This window comes from Synechococcus sp. CC9605 (assembly GCF_000012625.1).
Classification (GTDB): Bacteria; Cyanobacteriota; Cyanobacteriia; order PCC-6307; family Cyanobiaceae; genus Parasynechococcus.
Genome location: NC_007516.1, coordinates 1,825,545 through 1,840,296 on the forward strand (window position 1 = coordinate 1,825,545; position 14,752 = coordinate 1,840,296).

17 protein-coding genes are annotated in these 14,752 nt (G+C 61.4%); 6 read left to right on the plus strand and 11 right to left on the minus strand.

Going from position 1 to position 14,752, the window contains the following annotated elements:
* Window positions 1–4 precede the first annotated feature (4 nt).
* Window positions 5–1,399, minus strand: coding sequence for a hypothetical protein (locus SYNCC9605_RS10020; RefSeq protein WP_156783105.1), 1,395 nt, complete (start codon window positions 1,397–1,399; stop codon window positions 5–7).
* 151 nt (window positions 1,400–1,550) lie between these two features.
* Between SYNCC9605_RS10020 and SYNCC9605_RS10025 the strand changes: the two genes are divergently transcribed.
* Window positions 1,551–2,198: a carbonic anhydrase gene (locus tag SYNCC9605_RS10025; RefSeq protein ID WP_011364956.1), complete on the plus strand. Its 648-nt coding sequence runs from the start codon at window positions 1,551–1,553 to the stop codon at window positions 2,196–2,198.
* Here the strand turns inward: SYNCC9605_RS10025 and queA are convergent.
* The 5 genes from queA to lipB form a co-directional block, all read right to left on the minus strand.
* Window positions 2,183–3,283, minus strand: a complete 1,101-nt coding sequence (gene queA, locus SYNCC9605_RS10030; RefSeq protein ID WP_011364957.1) for a tRNA preQ1(34) S-adenosylmethionine ribosyltransferase-isomerase QueA — start codon at window positions 3,281–3,283, stop codon at window positions 2,183–2,185. The two genes, SYNCC9605_RS10025 and queA, sit on opposite strands and share 16 nt — an antisense overlap.
* A 12-nt stretch (window positions 3,284–3,295) precedes the next feature.
* Window positions 3,296–4,627, minus strand: a complete 1,332-nt coding sequence (locus SYNCC9605_RS10035) for a dihydrolipoamide acetyltransferase family protein (RefSeq protein WP_011364958.1) — start codon at window positions 4,625–4,627, stop codon at window positions 3,296–3,298.
* Window positions 4,628–4,683: 56 nt separating this feature from the next.
* Entirely contained in the window at window positions 4,684–5,127 is a 444-nt protein-coding gene (locus SYNCC9605_RS10040; protein ID WP_041435762.1) for a YlqD family protein, read from the minus strand.
* Window positions 5,128–5,219: 92 nt separating this feature from the next.
* On the minus strand, window positions 5,220–7,133 hold the full coding sequence (locus SYNCC9605_RS10045) for an AMP-binding protein (protein WP_011364960.1): 1,914 nt from the start codon (window positions 7,131–7,133) through the stop codon (window positions 5,220–5,222).
* A 28-nt stretch (window positions 7,134–7,161) separates the two neighbouring features.
* Window positions 7,162–7,860, minus strand: coding sequence for a lipoyl(octanoyl) transferase LipB (lipB, locus tag SYNCC9605_RS10050; RefSeq protein WP_011364961.1), 699 nt, complete (start codon window positions 7,858–7,860; stop codon window positions 7,162–7,164).
* A gap of 11 nt (window positions 7,861–7,871) precedes the next feature.
* Here lipB and hpf point away from each other — a divergent pair, with 11 nt between their 5' ends.
* The 5 genes from hpf to SYNCC9605_RS10075 are packed head-to-tail and all read left to right on the plus strand — an operon-like array spanning window position 7,872 to window position 12,538.
* Entirely contained in the window at window positions 7,872–8,459 is a 588-nt protein-coding gene (gene hpf, locus SYNCC9605_RS10055; RefSeq protein ID WP_011364962.1) for a ribosome hibernation-promoting factor, HPF/YfiA family, read from the plus strand.
* A gap of 14 nt (window positions 8,460–8,473) precedes the next feature.
* A complete protein-coding gene (locus tag SYNCC9605_RS10060) occupies window positions 8,474–9,154 on the plus strand; it encodes a deoxyribose-phosphate aldolase (RefSeq protein WP_011364963.1) in 681 nt (226 codons plus the stop codon).
* On the plus strand, window positions 9,155–9,928 hold the full coding sequence (recO, locus tag SYNCC9605_RS10065; RefSeq protein ID WP_011364964.1) for a DNA repair protein RecO: 774 nt from the start codon (window positions 9,155–9,157) through the stop codon (window positions 9,926–9,928).
* Window positions 9,929–9,956: 28 nt separating this feature from the next.
* The gene (locus tag SYNCC9605_RS10070; protein WP_011364965.1) at window positions 9,957–11,336 is read left to right on the plus strand and encodes an MFS transporter; all 1,380 of its coding nucleotides are present in this window, start codon (window positions 9,957–9,959) and stop codon (window positions 11,334–11,336) included.
* Window positions 11,337–11,368: 32 nt separating this feature from the next.
* Window positions 11,369–12,538, plus strand: coding sequence for a glycosyltransferase family 4 protein (locus tag SYNCC9605_RS10075; protein WP_011364966.1), 1,170 nt, complete (start codon window positions 11,369–11,371; stop codon window positions 12,536–12,538).
* Between the two features lie 8 nt (window positions 12,539–12,546).
* Here the strand turns inward: SYNCC9605_RS10075 and SYNCC9605_RS10080 are convergent, their stop codons facing one another.
* From SYNCC9605_RS10080 to SYNCC9605_RS10095, 5 genes are all read right to left on the minus strand, one after another.
* On the minus strand, window positions 12,547–13,065 hold the full coding sequence (locus SYNCC9605_RS10080; protein WP_011364967.1) for a methyltransferase family protein: 519 nt from the start codon (window positions 13,063–13,065) through the stop codon (window positions 12,547–12,549).
* Between the two features lie 174 nt (window positions 13,066–13,239).
* A complete protein-coding gene (locus SYNCC9605_RS15700; RefSeq protein ID WP_308297690.1) occupies window positions 13,240–13,407 on the minus strand; it encodes a hypothetical protein in 168 nt (55 codons plus the stop codon).
* Between the two features lie 30 nt (window positions 13,408–13,437).
* Complete coding sequence (locus SYNCC9605_RS15705) at window positions 13,438–13,584, minus strand: hypothetical protein (RefSeq protein WP_308297691.1); 147 nt, start codon at window positions 13,582–13,584, stop codon at window positions 13,438–13,440.
* Between the two features lie 242 nt (window positions 13,585–13,826).
* Window positions 13,827–14,153 carry a hypothetical protein gene (locus SYNCC9605_RS10090; protein WP_011364969.1) on the minus strand — a complete coding sequence of 109 codons (327 nt, stop codon included), beginning with the start codon at window positions 14,151–14,153 and terminating at the stop codon, window positions 13,827–13,829.
* A 21-nt stretch (window positions 14,154–14,174) separates the two neighbouring features.
* Window positions 14,175–14,735: a 1,2-dihydroxy-3-keto-5-methylthiopentene dioxygenase gene (locus SYNCC9605_RS10095; RefSeq protein ID WP_011364970.1), complete on the minus strand. Its 561-nt coding sequence runs from the start codon at window positions 14,733–14,735 to the stop codon at window positions 14,175–14,177.
* Window positions 14,736–14,752: the final 17 nt, after the last annotated feature.

Sequence of the window (14,752 nt, forward strand, 5' to 3'; positions counted from 1 at the left end):
TGGGTCAAATTGCATCTGTCTGCGATGATTTTAATTTTGAAAAAAGACTATAATGAAGCCGTGGTACTACAAAAGCCTTAAAAATGAGGGATATGAGTACAGCTCCACATACGACGTCAGACATGAACATGGCGGAGGTTTCGGGAAGAATTTCGGAAACTTTAATTCCAAAAGTATCTTCTAAAAGTAAAGGAGCGGTTACAATCAGTGCCATTGAAATAGCACCTTTTGGACTCCAAGCGGCGAGAAGCTTTCTCTCTTCGGCGCTGACTGCATCGCGCCGAAAAAATAAAAACACAGTAATAGGCCTTATAAGAATAATCCCGATCCATGCATACAAAGCAACCGGAAGATGAGCGAAGAAGAGACCAGGTTGCAAACCTAGGCCAATCGCGAAAAACAGAATAGCCTCGCAAGCAATATTCAGAGATTCAAGCTGTTCTGAAAGAAATTCAATTTCATCTTCGGTTGAATTATTGCGGTAGGACAACGAAGTGGTAATACCCATAACTAGGGCGCAAAGGTATCCACCCTGCTGGACAGCAAGGAAAGCAATAGTGTAACCAATAAAAGTGAACGAAACAGCAGCAAGAATTAGCTGAGATTTGGACTCCAAAAAGAAGCGAATGGTATAAGTTAACAGTAAGCCGAGCATCAAACCACTCACCGATCCGATGAATAAACCTCTAAAAATGGAGACTAAGAGACTTGCATCAGCAAAACTTGCATACTCAGGATTCAAAGTAATCCAAATGAGTACAAGTATTTCAGCAACTGCGACAGAAATCGCAGCCGATACAGCAGTTTCAACCTTAAAAATATTGGAAATGATAAATCTAAAGTCTTTTATTTTTTTCGATACAAATACAAAGGAGTTCCAATCCTGAACTGCCAGTGAAAAGACAGCTGCCACTGCCGCCAACCAGACAATGCTGGAGGGAACGCCCTCCAGGTAACCAAAATTACTCTGAAAAAACGAGAATCCAAGGCCAAGATAGAACAACCAGAACACCATGCTTATGAAGGTTCCAAACAAAGCCAGATAAATCGAATTTGGAAGAACTTTGTTTTTCCGAAGAAGGCAACCTTCAAATGATAAACCGCTGAAAAAAAGTAAAATACTCAAGGCGACGACATGAAGCTCTTCAAGTGGGAACAGATCGAAATTGTATCCCGATATGTGAAAGAAAAGCCCACTAAAAAATAATAATATAGAGCCTGGCATGCCAAACTTTGCTCCCAACTTGTCAAACACGATGCTTGAGATTATCAGCAGAGACAAGCAAAGTAGTGCAGATTCAAATGTAAAATGAAAAGATGTAATGCCTTCAAAAAAACCCTCTGCAGCCTCGGCTGTTGAAAGATGGGATTCACCACCCTCTGCCTCGAGTGAAGCCAAGATCAGCTGAGAGGGCATAGCAAAAGCAAAACCTTAATGACCCTATGTTGGTAGGTGAATCCTCCATCATGTTTATGAGGATTTCATGATTTTTTCAATCATGAGCTGATCCTCGGTTCATGGTTAATTCACCAATTCAAGAAGTGGCAAGATGGATGAGAAAGAAGGCTCCTACATCGATTCGGGTTGGGGTCTGGATGATCCCAGCGCAATCGTCGAGGAGCTCAAGGCAGGGTTCCAACGTTTTCTCGAAGGACATACTGCCCATCCGCATGCCTCAGAAGCAAGGCGTCATCAGCTAGCAGGCGGTCAACATCCTCAAGTTGCACTTCTGGCCTGCTCTGACTCACGAGTTCCCGTTGAGGTGATCTTCGATGCCGGCTTTGGCGATCTTTTTGTGATCCGTAACGCCGGTAACACTAATACGTTCGGGTCAGCCGGTTCCATCGAATACGCCGTGCTTGACCTCAATGTTCGTGTTTTGGTAGTTATGAGCCATCAAGGCTGTGGAGCAGTCAAGGCGGCTTATCTCAAGGAGGCAAGCTTCTCGGCATCGCTCACCGAGCTTGTTACTGACATAAAGACAGGCCTTACCAGTCATGGCATTAGCACCGATGACCTCAGTAGCTACAACGATGCCTGTTTGCGCCACGCCAGCATTACCGCAACCTCGTTGATGGACACCAGTGCCCCGATCTTCGATGCTGTCCAGAACAAAAGGTTGATGATTCAACCAGCCTTTCTCCATATCGATCCTCTGGCCATCTCCTGGTTGCCTCCGCTTTATGGACGCGGCTGAACCTCTGGCAGAACAACCTCAGGGGCGATCCACATGGCATCGCCATAAGAAAAAAAGCGATAGTCCCGTTCGATTGCCTCGTGATACAACTCCAGCAGTTTCTCTCTCCCGATCAAGGCACTTACCAACAGCAACAGAGAACTCTTGGGTAAGTGAAAGTTTGTGAGTAGGCCCTGCACCACTGCAAAGCGATAGCCCGGCTGAATCACCAGATCCACCGGCCCGGTGTAGGGCTTGAGAACACCGCCATGGGCTTGAGCGGCTCCCTCCAGGGCACGAACACTCGTGGTGCCCACCGCAATCACCCGGCCTCGACAAGCCTGCACCGCTTCCACAACAGCAGGGCTGACATCGACCCATTCACTGTGCAACTCCAAAGCGGTGAGGTCTTCAGTTTCAACGGGGCGAAAGGTGCCGAGGCCCACATGCAGTGTGATTCGGGCCAGATCCACCCCTTTCTGCTGCAAGCCCGCCAGCAGTTCATCACTGAAATGCAACCCCGCCGTCGGGGCAGCCACCGCACCGGGGCGATCGGCGTAACGGGTCTGATAACGCTGGCTGTCGCTGGGATCGTGCCGTTCGATGTAGGGCGGTAGGGGCACCTCGCCCACGTCATTGAGCAAACCCTCAATGGTTTCGGCATCCCTGCAATCACTCGGGAACTGCACCAGCCTTCCACCACTGGCGGGGTCTTCCGCGAGCACCGTCAGGCTGATCGAAGTGCTGCCATCAATCGTGAGGATGTCGCCAGGCCGCATGCGCTTGGCAGGACGAGCCAGGCACAGCCAGCGGCCCTCCCCCCGCGGCTCCAGCACCAGCAACTCAGAAAGCCCACCCCCGGAACGGCGCACCGCCAGGCGGGCCTTCAGCACACGGGTGTCGTTAACCACCAGCAGGTCACCGGGCTGCAGCTGCTCGAGCAGATCCCAGACCTGGCCGTGAGCTGCATCCGTTGATGGCTCCCCCTGAGGGGGAACCATCAACAAGCGAGCGCTGTGGCGGGGCTCGACCGGTGCTTGAGCGATCCGCTCGGGCGGCAGCGGGTAGTCGTAGCTGCTGAGTTGCAGGTCCCTGGGGTCAGGCACGCGGACAACCGATCAGAGCGCCAAGCTTTCTGGACGGTTCTCGATCAGATCGGCGAGATCCTTCAGGAATGCAGCGCCGTCAGCGCCGTAAATCACCCGGTGATCCGCCGTCAGGTTGACCTGCATCTGACGCTTGACGGCGATGGACCCGTCCTTGTTTGCCACCACTTTTGGGCGTGATGCGGCGACGGCCAGAATGGCTCCGGTGCCTGGGGGAAGGATCGCGTCGAAGCGATCAACACCGAACATGCCGAGGTTGGAAAGGGTGAAGGTGCCCGTGGAATATTCCTCCGGCTGCAGCTGCTTGCTGCGGGAGCGCTTGACCAGATCACCCCACTGACGCGACATCTCATAGAGATCGGTACGGTCGGCATTGCGCAGCACCGGCGTGATCAAGCCACCGTCTTCCATCGCCACAGCGACAGCCACGTTCACATCGACCGGGTAGGCCATGCCAGCGACAGTGGTGGCGGCATTCACCTGGGGATGACGCGCCAGGGTGACGGCCACCGCCTTGGCCAGCAGTGCCGTCATCGTGACGCCCTTGGGCTTCACCTGTTTGTAGAAGGCATCCAGCTTGTCGGTGGTGATGGTGTAACCAACGCGGAAGCAGGGAACCGCCAGGCTCGCCTCCATGTTTTTGTTCACCGCACCCTGAAGGGTGTTGAACGCCACGGTCTCGCCGGGGCGACCAAAGCTGTTGCCCGCCGGAGCCGCCGGGGCTGCTGCTGCTGCAGCCCCAGCCGCGGAAGCAGCGGGAGCCGTTCCTTCCGCCACCCGAGGCACGGAGATGGGCTGACCGGAGGCTTGCTCAACGTCTTCCGCCTGAATCCGGCCATGGGGACCGCTGCCACGCACGGTGGCCAGGTCCACACCCATCTGGGAGGCCAGCTTCTTCGCCCGGGGGCTGGCCACGATGCGGCCGTCATTCACCACCGGTGCCGACGGTGCAGGGGCAGCAACAGGTGCCGGAGCCGGCGCAGGGGTTGGGGCTGGGGCCTGGACCGCAGCTGGTGTTGGAGCCGGAGCCGGTGCAGGGGCGGGAGCTGCAGCCGCCGCGGGAGCGGTGGGGGCCTTGGCCTGCGCGTCGGCGATCTCAGCTTCGGTTTCGACAATCAGACCGATGGTTTCGCCCACCGGTGCCGTGCTGCCAGCAGGCATCAACACCGCAGCCAGGTAGCCGTCCTGGAATGACTCAACGTCCATGTCCGCTTTGTCGGACTCAACGACAAGAACCGACTCCCCACGAGCCACCTTGTCTCCGGGCTGTTTCAGCCACTCCACGATCTTCCCCTCCGTCATGGTGGAGCTGAGGGCAGGCATGAAGATGTCTGTGGTCGCCAAAACCGTCTCCGGGAGGGCAGATCAGGGGAGTTTACGAGTCAGCAGAGGCCAGCCGATCAGGCTTCCTCAATCGACTGCACAACGCCATCCTTCACAACGATGGCCACCTGCATCTTCTGCACCAGGTTGTCGCCAACCTTCAGCTCACAGCTGCTCTCCAGCTGACCCTGCTCAACGATCTGGTCCATCTCCAGCTCACGCACCTGGGCCTGCTGCTGAAGCAGGTTGCGCTTCTGCTCCTCCAGCTCGGCGCGCTTGGCCGCCACCTGCTGTTGGATCTGCGCCACCTGATCCTGCACGCGTGGATCAAGGGGGTTGGCGCTCTGACGGCGCACCTGGTCCACTACGTCCTGACCTTCCTGTTCCAGCTGAGCCAGCTGTTGATCAGCGGTGGCAATGCTATTGCTGAGCTCGCGCTCTGCTTCTTCTTTCCAGGTGGGCGTTACGACGGCGCGGACGGTGATAGGGCGCTTGATCGTCAGGAAGGTGCCGTCGGACATGGGTTCTTGGAAGACGGCCAAAGCGTGTCAGCCCTTTCACATGGGGTCAATCACCGGACAACCGACCACCCCCCAAGCCTCGTCAGGCTCGGTCAACGTCCGTAAAGGCCATCGATCAAATGCTGATCGCGGCTGGTGATGCGATCACGGCGCTGCTTCAGGGTCTGGGTCAACAGACCGTTCTCAATGCTGAAGGGATCCACAAGCACCACCCCCGCCAGCCGTTCATCACCCCGGGAGCCCCACCGCTGCTTGAGCAAGCGGTTGCATTCGCGCATCAACAAGCGAAGCAGGGCCGGATCACCGGGTTGTCCGCCCAGGTCCTGTGCCACGTTTACGCAGGCTTCTGCCGCCCAGGCCACGATCGCCTCAGCACGGGGAACGATCAGGGCACCGAGCTGGCGTTCGTCCTGACCCACCAGCATCACCTGCTCGATCAAGGGGCTGGCCACCAGGGCCTCTTCCAGCGGGCCGGGCTCGATGTTCTCGCCACTGCTCAACACAATCGTGTCTTTGGCCCGGCCGGTGAGGGCCACCGAACCATCCGGCAGGAGCATGCCGAGATCGCCGGTGTCAAACCATCCCGCGGTATCGAGAACCTTGGCGCTGGCCTCAGGTTTGCCGAGGTAGCCCACCATCACCTGGGGGCCACGCACCATCACCCGCCCCCGTTGCCGGAAGCCCAGGGGCTGGCCGTTGTCGGGATCGACGATCCGGAATTCGGTCTGGGGCATCGGCAGCCCGGAACTGCCGCGGATGTTGCGCCAGGGCCTGCGGCAACTCACCACAGGGCTGGTTTCGGTGAGGCCGTAGCCCACCAGCAGCTCAATCCCCACGGCTTCAAAAAAGGCATCGATGTGGGGCGCGATGGCACCGCCACCGCTGATCGGATAGGCGAGCTGACCACCACTGAGCTGGCGCCGCAGCTTCGGCCAGATCAAGGTCGACGCCAGGGCATGCAGGGGCCAGCGCAGGGCGGCGGAGCCGCAGGCACGTAGCCGGCCGGAGGCTGACACCGGTTCCAGCAGGAGGTTGCGCGCCGTTCGCACGGCTTTGCGCTGGGCAGCGCTGTTGGCCAATGCCGCCCGCAGCAGGCGCTGCCGGGAGGGGGGGAAGGTTTTAAGCACATCCTCAAATCCAGCCTGAACCGCCTCCCAAAGCCGCGGCACGGTGGCCATCGCGATCGGCCGGACCCGCGGCAGATCCTTCTTCAGTTGCTTGATGGTTGTGTAGGTCTGCGTGCAGGCACAGGAGAGGAAGAAGTAGCTGGCACTGCGCTCGTAGGCATGCCAGATGGGCAACACACTCAGCACAGGAGCACCGGGCTCGGGATAGGCCACACAGGCCAGTGAGCTCATCTGATGCAGCAGGTTGGCGTGGGTCAACGGGACCCCTTTGGGTTGGCCGGTCGTGCCCGAGGTGTACAGAACAGTGGCAACGGCGTCTCGCCCCCCCGCCGGGCCAACGGGATCGAGGCCGGCCCCTGACGCCAGAAACGCCTCCCAGCCCATGGCGCCCTCGGCAGGCTCCCCTTCCAGCTGAAGCACAAAACGCAGCTGAGCCCGCTGGTCTGGGGGAAGGGCCAGACGACGCCACACCTCAGCGTTCTGCACCACCAGAGCCGTTGCCTGGCAATCCGAAAGGATGTAGCACAGCTCCTCCACTGGAGCCGAGGCTCCGCGCACGGCATCAGCGGCACCGGCACGCATCAGGCCCTGATCCGCCACCAGCCAGCGGGGGCTGTTCTCAGCAAACAAAGCCACCACATCGCCTTCCTTCACGCCATGGCGCCGAAAGGCGGCGGCAGCGGTGGCGATGCGCTCCGCCAGTTCGCCGAAATTGAAGCGTTCGGGATTCGCCGCATGGGGCGCATCGACGGCGGCAATCAGCCCATGGCGGTCGGCGAGCCAGGGCCACACCGCATCGACCCTCGGCAACCTCTGAACATGGGCATGACGCTGCAAAGCGTCCGTTTCACGGGTTGTCGGGCTCCAGCTGGCCGTCATCCGAGACAGGGGTTCAAACAGCTCAGGTCTATCTCGCTTCCTCCTCCCAGACCAGACCGAAACGATGGGCCAGGGCTTGCCGAAGCAACGGCTGCACCTCAGCCGACGTCAGCCCTGGCAACCAGTCCGCAAGCCGCCCGACCTCACGACCGGTGAGCCCACAGGGGGTGACCTGCTCAAACCCCTGCATCGAACAATCAACGTTCAGAGCCAGGCCGTGCTGGGTAATCCAGCGGCGACAGCCCACACCGATGGCGGCGACCTTGCGGTTGTCCAACCAGAGGCCGGTCAACCCCGGCAGACGCTGACCCTCCAGGCCCAACTCCGCCAGAACATCCAGAACGACTTGTTCCAGCTGGCGCAGATACCAGTGCAAATCGGGGGTGCGGCGCTGCAGGTCCAACACCGGGTAGGCCACGAGTTGGCCGGGCAGGTGATGGGTCACCTCCCCGCCCCGATCGATCCGATACAGGGGTGCCGGTGGCTCAGCGGGATCGAAATGCAGGTGCTTCTCGCTGGCACCACGGCCGAGGGTGTAGCAGGTCTGGTGCTGCAGGATCCAGACCGCCTCCGGAGCCGATGGATCAGCCAGAAGACGGGTCTGCCAGCGCTGTTGCGCCGACCAGGCGGCATCGAATCGAACCGGATCACCGGGCTCGAAAAGAAATGCACGCTGGGGGTGGGCCGAATCGTGCGCCGTATCTAGCTTGCCGATAACAACCGGCACAGGAGTGAGGCATGAAGTTGCTGATCCATGGTCGCAACCTCGAGATCACGCCGGCGTTGCGGGATTACACCCAAACCAAATTGGAGCGGGCCACATCGCACTTCGGTGATGCTGTTCGCGAGGCCGATGTCCATCTCTCCGTGGCCCGCAATCCCCGAGTGCCGCAACAGACCGCCGAGGTGACGGTCTTTGCCAACGGCACGGTGATCCGCGCCCAGGAACGCAGTGAAAACCTGTACGCCAGCATCGATCTGGCCGCCGGGAAACTTGCCCGCCAACTGCGCCGCTGGAAGGAACGCCACAGCGATCACCACCACAGCCACGGCCACAGCGCCAGCCACACCCCCAGCACGGATGTGGTCAACGATGCATCCCCCGTTGAAGCCTCCCTTCTGCAAGGGCGTGAGGCGGAACTGCCAGATCCAGGTGTGCGACGAAAGTATTTCGCCATGCCGCCCATGGGCCTGGAGGAGGCACGCCGCCAATTGGATCTGATCGACCACGACTTCTACCTGTTCCGGGAGAAGGAGAGCGATCAGCTGCAGGTGATCTACCGACGCAACCACGGGGGGTATGGGGTGATTCAGGCTCGTGAGTGACCTTCCGGCCCGCCATGGCTGATCCAGCCCAAGAGCTCCCCGACCTACCCCCCCGGCTGGATCAGGCGATCCTCGACCCCCTGCTGACCCGGGACCAGCTTCAAGCCCTCTGTGATTCCGGAATGCAGGAGGGCGTGCGGGCCTTCTGTACCACACCGCGTCAGCTGCCGATGCTGCGGGAACGCATCGGGACCACCGACGCAGGCCCCCGACTTGTTGCCGCCATCGGCTTTCCCTTCGGAGCCATTCCCGCTGAGCTCAAGCTCGCGGAAGCGGAGTGGTGTGCCGCCCATGGCGCCCAGGAGCTCGATGTCGTGCCCGATTTCAGCGCCTTGGCGAACGGCGATTCAGGCGCGTTTGCCGAGGAACTCGCCGCCCTCTGCGAGCTGGGGCTTCCCGTGCGGGCCGTCCTGGACATGGCCCGTCTGGAGAACGAACAGCTGGAACTGGCCGTGGAGGCCGCCATTGATGCTGGCTCTGCGGGACTGCAAACCAGCAACGGCTTTGGCCCGGCCTGTCATGCCGATCAAATCCTTGCGTTGAAAAAGCTGATCCGCAAACGCTGCGCCATCAAGGCAGCCGGGGGGATCCATAGCCTCAGCCACGCAGGAGACCTGCTGTTGGCGGGAGCCGATCTGCTGGGCACCAGCAGCGCACCGGCCCTTCTGCAGGCCCAGCGCCGCCCCGCGGCCTGAATGGCAGAACGACGCCTCACCGGCCTCGCCCTCAAAGTGGGCCCCCTCGGCGAGCACGACCGCCTGTTGAGCCTGCTCAGTAATGCGGAGGGGGTCAGTCGCTTCGCCGTTCCCGGAGCACGCCGTCCCAGGAGCAGTCTGGCCGCCGCGGCCCCCCTCACCCTGCTGGAACTGCAGGTGGGAGGACGGAGCGGCCTGGCCCGGGTGCGACAGCTGCGGGTGCTGCGCAGTTTTTCCGGCCTTGGGCAACAGCTGGAAACCCTGGCTGCTGCTCAGGCGCTTTGTGATCTGTGCATTCAACTGGCGGCCGAAGACCCCGTGGAGGGGCTGCTGGACACAATGCAGCTGCACCTGGAACGCCTGGAGGAGCACCGAGCCGACCCGGAGTTGGTGCTGGCCGGCACGGTCCAGGCCTGCATCCATCTGCTCACCCTGGGCGGTTATGGACTGCCGTTGCAGACCTGCTGCATCACGGGCGATCCCCTGGAGCCACCGCTTGGCCAGTGGGACTGGCGCTGCAGCCTGCTGGCGCAGGACGGTTTTGCGATCGATGAGCAGCCTGGGGCAGCGATCCAGCTGAATCCCTCCGAACTGGCCCTGCTCCAGCGACTGACCCGGGCCGAACTACCGCGTCGCCGGGACGGTGAGCTGATGGGCCCCCCAGCCGTGTGGCGCCGGCTGCTGCGGGTGGTTGAGATCTGGAGCCGGACGCATCTGAACCGACCCAGCAAAGCCCTGGCCATGCTGCGAGAGACGCTCCTGGCAGGCGCGTGAGCCATCATGGCCGCGATGCAATTGCCCCTTGAGCGGACCGAGCCTCACCACCCCTGAACCCGCTCTGCCCACCGGCAGCAACCCGGAGGGAAAGCGTGGCTTGGAAGCCGTGCTGCGCCTCAAGGACTTCCGCAAACTCTGGCTGGGCCAGATCTTTTCCCAGCTGGCGGACAAGTTCTACATCGTGCTGATGGTCTTCCTGATCGATCAGCACCTGCTGCTGAAGGGGCAGGGAAGCGGCGTGCTGGCGGAGATGGCCTCGGATTACGGCCTCGACATCAGCACACGCACCCAGGTGATCACCCTGCTGGCCACAGGCATCTTTGTGGCCAACACCATTCCGGCCATGCTGCTGGGAACGGTGGCTGGGGTCTGGGCTGACCGCTGGCCCAAGCGTCGGGTGATGGTGGCCAGCAACGCCATCCGAGCCCTATTGGTGGTGTTCGCACCGCTCTGTCTGCTGCCGGGTCCCGTCTGGCTTGGTCTGCCCTGGGGCTACTGGGGGCTGGTGGGCATGACCTTCCTGGAGTCGATCCTGACCCAGTTTTTTGCCCCCTCGGAACAGGCCACGATTCCTGTGGTGGTGCCGGGAGATCACCTGTTGGCGGCCAACTCCCTCTACCAAGCCACCAGCATGGGGGCGACGATCCTGGGCTTCGCGCTGGGGGAACCGATTCTTCGTGCCCTGCACAGCAGCCTGGCGATCATCGGCATCGATGGCGGCGAGTTTCTGCTGCTTCCTCTCTGTTACAGCCTTGCGGCCCTCAGCCTGTCGCGCCTGAAGCTGCAGGAAGCCCCCAAGCCCCCCTCCACTACATCGGTGTGGACGGAGATCGGCGAAGGATTGCAGGTGCTGCGCCGGGTGCCATCGGTGCGCGGCGCCATGATTCATCTGGTGCTGCTCTACAGCCTGTTGGCAGCGCTCTACGTGTTGGCGCTCCAGCTGGCTGCCCTGATCGACAACCTGGGCCCCTCAGGCTTTGGTGCCCTGCTGGCCATGAGTGGACTGGGCATGGCGATCGGAGCCGTGGTTATCGCCCAGCTGGGCCATCGGTTCAGCCGCCGCCGGCTTACGGCAGCAGGCCTGGGAACCATCACCTGGACCCTGGTGCTGCTCAGCCAGCTGCGGGGATCCCTGGCCTTCACCTTGAGCCTCTGCGGAATCCTGGGCATCGGCGCAGCTCTGGTGGCGATTCCAGCGCAGACCACGATTCAGGAAGAAACCCCCGAAACCGAGCGCGGCAGGGTGTTCGGACTGCAGAACAACCTGATCAACATCGCCCTGAGTCTGCCGCTGGTTCTGGCGGGCACCTTGGTGAGCAGCATTGGTCTTCAACCGGTGCTGTGGCTGCTGGCGGGGTTGGCGCTGGTGGCGGCGTTGATCGAAAGGCCGTGGCAACGCTGCTAATTTGCGTTTTCGCCTGAGGAGGCCCAACCCGCTTGGCGCAGATCGCGTGGCTCGGCAAGAAGTCTCCCTTCTGCGGGAATGTGTCCTACGGGATCAGCACCACAGAGGCCCTGCGCAAACGCGGGCATCAGGTGCACTTCATCCATTTCGATAACCCGCGCAGCCCGGAGCGCGACAACACATCGCTGCTGGCCAACGACCCGGACGTCAGCCTGCCCTATCTGGTCAAATCGCAGGTCTACACGATCCCTTCCCCCGGAGCGCAGCGGGAGCTGAGGGAATCCCTAGAGCGGCTGCAGCCCGATCTCGTGCACGCCAGCCTCACCCTTTCGCCCCTGGATTTCCGCCTGCCGGAGCTCTGTCAGCAGCTGGGCGTGCCCCTGGTAGCCACCTTTCATCCCCCCTTCGATGCAGGCCTTCGCAACCTGACGGCGGGCACCCAACAGCTCACATACCAGCTTTATGCACCGGCCCTGGCCCGCTACGACCGGGTGATCGTGTTTTCACAGCTGCAGGCGGATTTTCTTGAGCGCCTCGGCGTTCCAGCCGATCGTCTGACGGTTATTCCCAATGGTGTGGACACCGACCGCTGGTGCCCCACCAGCCCCGGCACCCTTTCGCTGATGCATCAGCAGGTGCGGCAACGGCTGGGCCGAGAACGGATCGTGCTCTACATGGGGCGCCTGGCGACGGAGAAAAACGTTGAAGCCCTGCTGCGGGCCTGGCGTCTGGTCTCACCGAAGGGCTGCCGTTTGGTGATCGTCGGCGACGGGCCGCTGCGCAACAGTCTGATGAACCAATTCAACGACGATCGGATCCTCTGGTGGGGCCACGAGCCAGACCTGGACACCCGGGTTGCACTGCTCCAGTGCGCTGAGGTCTTCATCCTGCCGAGCCTTGTGGAGGGCCTGTCGCTAGCCTTGCTGGAGGCGATGGCCAGCGGAACAGCATGCGTGGCCACCGACGCCGGTGCCGATGGCGAGGTGCTCGAGCAAGGGGCGGGAATCGTGCTGAGCACCCAGGGCGTCACCACCCAGTTGCGCACGCTGCTGCCGGTGCTTAGGGACCAGCCGGTGCTGACGGCGGAACTGGGCCGCAAAGCCCGCCTACGCGCCCTGGAGCGCTACACGATCTCAAGCAACATCGACGCCCTCGAACAGCTCTACGCCGACCTGATGCTGACCAGCACGGTCGCCGCATGAAGGGCTGATCAGCGCCAGTCCAATCCAGGAACCCAGCCCACAATCGCCGGGGTGACAGCGGCGTATTGGCCGTAATCCGGATGCAGCGCCCGTAACCCCTGCTCCTCGAAGCGGGCTTTCCCCCGCAGCACGGCCGCCAGGCTGACCAACAGCAACAGATGCAGCGGGCTGCCTGTGGCCAACACCACGCCTGCGGAACACAGCAGCACCGACCGGTACAAGGGATGCCGGCAGATGGCATATGTGCCTGTGGCGATCAACTGATTCGCCGGCTTGGGCGCCGGCAGCGGCGAAAGACTGGCCCCGAGACAGCGAAACGCCTCAAGGGCCCGAAACAGGCCAAAAGCCAACAGCAGCAGGCCCAGCCCAAACAAGGATTTAGGCCAAATCGCCACACCGAAGCTGGCCGGAGCAGGCCAGACCGGAAGCAGATGGGCCGTGATCAGCAGCAGCTGGGCCAGCAGCCACCACTCACCGCGGCGGTTGTCCAACCAGCCGCCCCAACTGAAGCCCCAATCGGAAAACATTCAGTCGCTGACCACCAATGTTCGGACGTTACGGCGCTGCACCAGACCCGCCAGGGTCTGCATGTCGTCCCAGCGAACCAAGCCCACACAGCCAAGTGTGCCGCTGTTGGCGTTGCGGTTGGCACTGGGGTCGAGATTAATGCCCAGATGGCCTCGCCACGTAGGGAACTGCGGTTAAATCCCGATCCAGATCGGCCCGAGCTCCCGCGGATTCGTGGGACCCTGGGGCTCCACCGGCCCAAGGCTATAGCGACCGGCGGGAAGCGGCGCGCGGATGCCGGAGCGATGGCGATCGGCGTTCTGACGGTGGGCCCGACCGCTGACGGCATCGAAGTGCTGCACTGGCTGACCTGGGGTTTCCAGACGCAGACTTCAGATGGGATCGCCCGTGCGCGTGAGTGATCGCGTGGTGCAGTTGAGCACCAAGACGGACTCGTTGGCGGAGGTGGAGATGGATGGCGACGTGGTGGGGAGCTTGGAGGCCGAGGCCAGATCCATCTCAGCGGCAGAACGGGGCAAGGCAAACAGCGCCAGCAACTTCAACGCTAGACACGACCAAACGACCACAGTAACCAGGCAAACAGGCAAACAGGCAAACAGGCAAACAGGCAAACAGGCAAACCCTATGGGCGGTTTTTATTCGCCGAGGAAATAAAAGCCAGCGCTCTCACTGTCCCCTTCTGAGACCCAGCTCGAGAAAAGGTTCAGAGTTCGTTTTCGGCCAGCTGAAGCGCTTCAGCCTCCTTGGTTGGATCCTGGGCTCAGCTGTCATCCAGCAGGCGCTGCAGGCGAGGACTGACGGCAACCACCAGGGGATTCGTCAGCACGCGCCGGCTGATGCCCAACTCCTCGAGTGAAATCGCCAGAGCTTGCCTGGCCTGGCGGCGCGGAAGACGCCCCTTTTCCACCTGGCAGTCGCTGCTGGCCTTGGCCATGGCGGCATAGCCGCGAATGCGGCGGGCCAGCACCACCACGGCAACCCGGCGCTGAACCTCGGATGCCAAGGGAGCCTCCTCAGCAGCAACAGGGATGGGTGTTCCCATGGGCAGACCCACCAGAATCGCAGCAAAGGTGCGGAGGAGACGCATCAAGGTGTCTGGAACGCCCTCTCAGTCAAGCCTGGGAAATCGCTGGGAGATGCTGCTGCCGGTGTACTGCGCCACCCAGCCCTCGGGGTTGTTGAACCAACGCACAGCACAGAACCGGGGCTGAGAACCCATATCGAACCAATGCCGGGTCCCTGCTGGGACCCTCATCAGGTCGCCCCGTTCGCACAGCACGCTGAGCACCTCGGAACCGATGTGCAGCACAAACAAGCCGCACCCTTCCACAAAAAAGCGCACTTCGTCTTCGGCATGGGTGTGCTCCTCAAGGAACTTGCGGCGCAGGGGCTCGCGATCGGGATGATTCGGCGTCATCCGAATCGCGTCGACCGTGAAGTAACCACCATCGCGTTGAACCCAGGCGATGGCATCGGCATAGGCCTGGAGGATGGTGGCCTGGTCAGCCCCCTCCGGCAGGCCATGCTCCGCCGGCCATTGCTCAAAGCCGATGCCCCTGCGGCTGAGCGACGCCTGAATCACCGCCGGATCGTTGCTCTCGAGCTGGGGCACAAGTCCATCTGGGGCATTGGCTGCAGTTTCATCTGGAAAGATGCTGAGACGACTCATCGTCTGGACCCCGGGCG